At 33.4% G+C, this 4510-nt stretch carries 4 protein-coding genes; all 4 read right to left on the bottom strand.

What is annotated here, in order from left to right:
* Positions 1-246: 246 nt before the first annotated feature.
* Positions 247-2742: a DUF5686 family protein gene (locus tag VGE71_RS08005; RefSeq protein ID WP_331137854.1), complete on the bottom strand. Its 2496-nt coding sequence runs from the start codon at positions 2740-2742 to the stop codon at positions 247-249.
* 118 nt (positions 2743-2860) lie between these two features.
* Positions 2861-3424 (bottom strand): ribosome recycling factor, encoded by a 564-nt coding sequence (gene frr, locus VGE71_RS08000; RefSeq protein ID WP_144217211.1) that lies wholly within the window; start codon positions 3422-3424, stop codon positions 2861-2863.
* 75 nt (positions 3425-3499) lie between these two features.
* Positions 3500-4207, bottom strand: coding sequence for a UMP kinase (pyrH, locus tag VGE71_RS07995; protein WP_144217214.1), 708 nt, complete (start codon positions 4205-4207; stop codon positions 3500-3502).
* Positions 4208-4299: 92 nt separating this feature from the next.
* On the bottom strand, positions 4300-4510 hold a 211-nt coding region (locus VGE71_RS07990; RefSeq protein WP_331137853.1), incomplete at its 5' end, for a hypothetical protein.

Genomic DNA, 4510 nt, shown 5'->3' with positions numbered 1-4510 from the left:
TAATGATTATAAGTTTAGACAGCTGGAAAAAACTAATAGAATCTCAAAGTCCATGGCTCAATAATACGCCTTCGGTTTTGATTCTTAAACCCTAATTTTAAATTCCAATAAATAAAAATCCCAAATTCCAAATGCAATGCGATTGGAGTTTGGGATTTTTTTATGGATTCAATAAAACTTTGTCAAAGTTTCAAACTTTGACAAAGTTTTTTAAGTTCAAAGATTGGAATTTCTACAATAGGAATTTTACAAACCTAGATCAAGCAAGTAAGAAATCTTAACTGCAATATTATCTTCAAATTTCAATAACTGATTTGGTCCGTAACGGTAGAATCCGGCAAGACCAAAACCTTTGTAGATTTTGTTCAATTCAATTCCCGATTCAAAGTAACCTTTGTCAAGAGTTTTGTAGGCTGGTCCAACATGTTGTTCTGGTTTTTCCATATTTCCCCAAGCCATTCTGGAAACTAAAACCAATGATGGTCTTACTTTTTTAAGAATCGTAATACGGTCAAAACCATGTTTGATTTGAAACATAAAGTATTCGTTTGAGAAAAATTCATTAAAAAACATTGTTTCAAAAGCATTTCTTCCCGAAAAAGTAATACGTTGTATAACCGTTTCCTTAGTCAGGTTGTTTGGAGAAGTATTGTATAAATGCGTAATTGGAACATCGCCCATTGCTAAACCTGCCTGTAAAAGAAGACTTGTTTTCTGGCGGTTCAAGTATTTTTTTTCGTATTCTGCTTTGAAATCAATTTTACTAAAAGTAAAATCATTACCAAATACATTCGGTAAAGACTGTGTGTACTGAAAAGTAAATCTCGGGAATCTTTTCTCCGATTCATTTCTTCCAGTTGGAGTCTGCATGAAATCACTAAAAGGCGCCCAAACAATCGAAAGCATTGCTGTAGTCATAATGTAACTTGAATACAATTTTCCATCGTAATTAAACAGATAATCAAATTTGGGTTCGATATAATTTCTTGAAAATTCTAAAACAGCTTCAGTTTTCGGAATAATTTTGGTCTGAATATTTCCTCTCCATCCAACATATTCATAGAAAGTACTAATGTTAATTGGTCGTGGATCATAAATTTTGAAAACACGTTTGTCAACCGCAAAAACGGTACTTGCAATCTCTCGAACGTCATCGGTGTAATATCCGTTAAACCAGGTATTGGTGTATTTATCCAGTAAAACTCCGGCTCCTAAACTGTATTTAAAAACTCCGTCTTTTGTTCCGTAAGCGGTATAACCTTCAATTCGGAAATTTTTAGATAAGCAATCGTTTGTAATTCCGCCTAAACCCAGACGAAAACCTTCATAATTATTATAACTGATAATCTTTTTTAGATCCAGATCAACTGGCCCGATTGGGTAAAAACCATTGATGATTTTTCGCCCAATTCCCAAGCGTTTCTCAATTCGATTGCTTACAGAAAGACTGTCTAATAATAAATATGTTTTTTGGCTTTTTAAGTCAAGATTTTCTTTTCGATAAGCTTCCCAGAAACTTTCTGGTTTTTTGGCGGCATCGTCTTTAATTTCGATATATAATGAAGGATTCTTAATAGGATTGTTAGTGCCAACACGAATATCGAAACTATTACTTTCAGAAATTAGATAAGTAAAATCAGAGGCTACTTTTTTTCTGGGTTCAAAATTCTCCTCAACGTCTCCGTCAAACTGAATGGTTCCGCCCAAAATTCTAATGTCGTCATCATTTTTTCCTTTTACAATTTTAAAAGTCGTATTGCTCTGGAACCAGATTTTTTCTTTCGAATTATATTCAAATTCATGAATACCGCTAATATCCAAAACACCTTTGATTCGCATTACAGCTTTAGCGACAGCGAAATTTTCTTTATCAATATATAAAACGCCTTCTAGCCCAGATGCTTTTCGTCTTTGTTTGTTTTTAAAATAAATCATATAAGCATCGCGTCCTTTGATGCTGACAGTGTCTAATAATTTATAATTGTAACTTGAAGGAGCCGTGTTTGAAATGGGATTTTCGTATTTGGTTTCAAACAATTCGTATTTAGGATCGTAAATCGAAATAGACTGTAAGTTAAAGGCAAGCACTTCGTAAATTGGTTGTTTAAAACCAGCTATTTTAGTGCCCAGAACTGTTTCTTTCAATTTGTTGTTTGCAAATTGGTATTGTGAAACTTTCTCCGTTTGAAATAAATGTTGTTTGCTTACAATTTCTTTGAATTTATAATCAGAAGAATCAATATTGATTATTTTTTTGTCTAAATCTTTGTACGATGCAGTAGAGTCGATTCTGCCATCAATTGAATCCGAATTCGCTGTTACAATAAGTTTGTTATATGTTTTGTACTCAAAATTATTGAGTTTTTTCTGCGGATTGTTCTGCGATTTGGCAGCAATAACTTTTCGGATTATAGTTAAAGCCGGATTTTCATTAGAAACAATTACTTCTTTTAAGTCGTCTGTTTGTTGTACAAGCGAAACAGCATAAAAAGTCTTGCTGTTTAATAATGCAATAGTTTTAGTTTGAAAACCTACATAAGATGCCGTTAAAGTAGTGGCCGATGTACTGATTTTAAAAATAAACTTTCCGTCAACATCTGTAATAGTGTTGTTGTTTTCTGAAGTGGTAATGGTAGCAAACGGAAGAGGTTTGTTGTTTGAATCGGTGACGATTCCGTTTATTTGAATTTGCGCCTGAAGAGTAAGCGTAAAAAACAAAGTCAAAAAACAAAATAGCTTCATACAGAATGATATAGTTTCAAAAACGAAAAGAATTAATTTTTCGTATGCAAAAATAGCAATAAAAAAATCCGTCTGATACAATTAACCAGACGGATTTTTTATTTTATGACAAAACTAATTACACTTTCATGATTTCAGCTTCTTTTAAAGCCAATAATTCATCGATTTTTTTGATGTAAGCGTTAGTTAAGTTCTGAACTTCTTCTTCAGCAGATTTGCAAATGTCTTCAGAAGTTCCTTCTTTTTCTAATTTTTTGATATCAGTATTAGCATCTTTACGAGAGTTACGAATACCAATTTTAGCATCTTCTGCTTCAGATTTTGCTTGTTTTGCTAAATCACGACGACGCTCTTCTGTTAATGGCGGTACGCTGATAATTACCATGTCACCATTGTTCATTGGGTTAAAACCAATGTTAGCGATCAAAATAGCTTTTTCAATTGCTTGCAGCATGTTTTTTTCAAATGGCTGCAATGTAATTGTTCTTGCATCTGGAACGCTGATTTTAGATACTTGCGAAAGCGGAGTTTGAGATCCGTAATAATCAACAAACACACCTCCAAGCATTGCTGGAGAAGCTTTTCCTGCACGAATGTTAAGAAATTCTTTCTCTAAGTGTGCAATCGTACCGTTCATTGATTCTTCAGTACTTTCTAAAATAAAGTCTATTTCTTCAGTCATTTTTTTTTAGTTTTCAGTTTTCATTCTCAGTTTTCAGTTAATGTCTTGTGTTTGACGATAAACTGCTACTGATGACTATATATTTACTACAGTTCCTATGTTTTCGCCTGCACAAATTTTCAATAAGTTTCCGATTTTGTTCATATCAAAAACTACGATTGGCAATTTGTTTTCCTGGCTTAAAGTAAATGCAGTTGTATCCATTACATTCAATCCTTTTTTGATTACATCATCAAAAGAAATGAAATCAAATTTTACAGCAGATGCGTTTTTCTCTGGATCAGAATCATAAACTCCGTCAACACGAGTTCCTTTTAAGATTACATCGGCGTTGATTTCGATTCCTCTTAAAACAGCCGCTGTATCAGTTGTAAAGTATGGATTTCCAGTTCCAGCACCAAAAATTACAATTCTGCCTTTTTCTAAGTGACGATCAGCTCTTCTTTTAATGTATGGTTCTGCAATAGATTCCATTTTTAGAGCAGTCTGCAAACGTGTTTTCATTCCTTTGTCTTCAAGAGCGCCTTGTAATGCCATTCCGTTTATAACAGTTGCCAGCATTCCCATGTAATCGCCTTGAACTCTATCCATACCAGAGCTTGCTCCCGCAACTCCTCTAAATATATTTCCTCCTCCAATAACAATTGCAATTTCTACTCCTTTATCGTGAATTTGCTTGATTTCATCAGCATATTCGCCTAATCTTTTCGGGTCAATTCCGTATTGTAAATCGCCCATTAAAGCCTCTCCGCTAAGTTTTAGAAGAATTCTTTTATATTTCATGTGTGTGTCGCGTTAATTTGTGCAAATATAGACATATTCTGATTTTTAAAAATAATGTTTGCAAAAAATTAATCGAACGTCCTATTTTAGGCTTATAAAGCCTTTAAAAGGGATTTGTTTGAGTATTGATTATGTTCCCAATAAAAATACCTTAGAGTTCTTTGCGTTAAAAAAAGATATTCTCTTAACCGCAAAGTACGCAAAGTATTCGCAAAGAAGCGCAAAGTTTTTTTGAGAAAATCTTCGATTGAAGTTCGCAAAGCTTGGTGTGGACAAAGCTTTGCGAACTTAATATTTAGATAT

This window comes from Flavobacterium sp. (assembly GCF_036405015.1).
In the GTDB taxonomy this organism is placed as follows: Bacteria; Bacteroidota; Bacteroidia; order Flavobacteriales; family Flavobacteriaceae; genus Flavobacterium.
The sequence above is the reverse complement of the archived record's forward strand: the minus strand, read 5'-3'. Positions and strand labels throughout refer to the sequence as shown.

Bases quoted from the DNA above. Each gene is read 5' to 3' on its own strand.
- VGE71_RS08005 (WP_331137854.1), bottom strand. From the start codon at position 2,742: ATGAAGCTATTTTGTTTTTTGACTTTGTTTTTTACGCTTACTCTTCAG.
- frr (WP_144217211.1), bottom strand. From the start codon at position 3,424: ATGACTGAAGAAATAGACTTTATTTTAGAAAGTACTGAAGAATCAATG.
- pyrH (WP_144217214.1), bottom strand. From the start codon at position 4,207: ATGAAATATAAAAGAATTCTTCTAAAACTTAGCGGAGAGGCTTTAATG.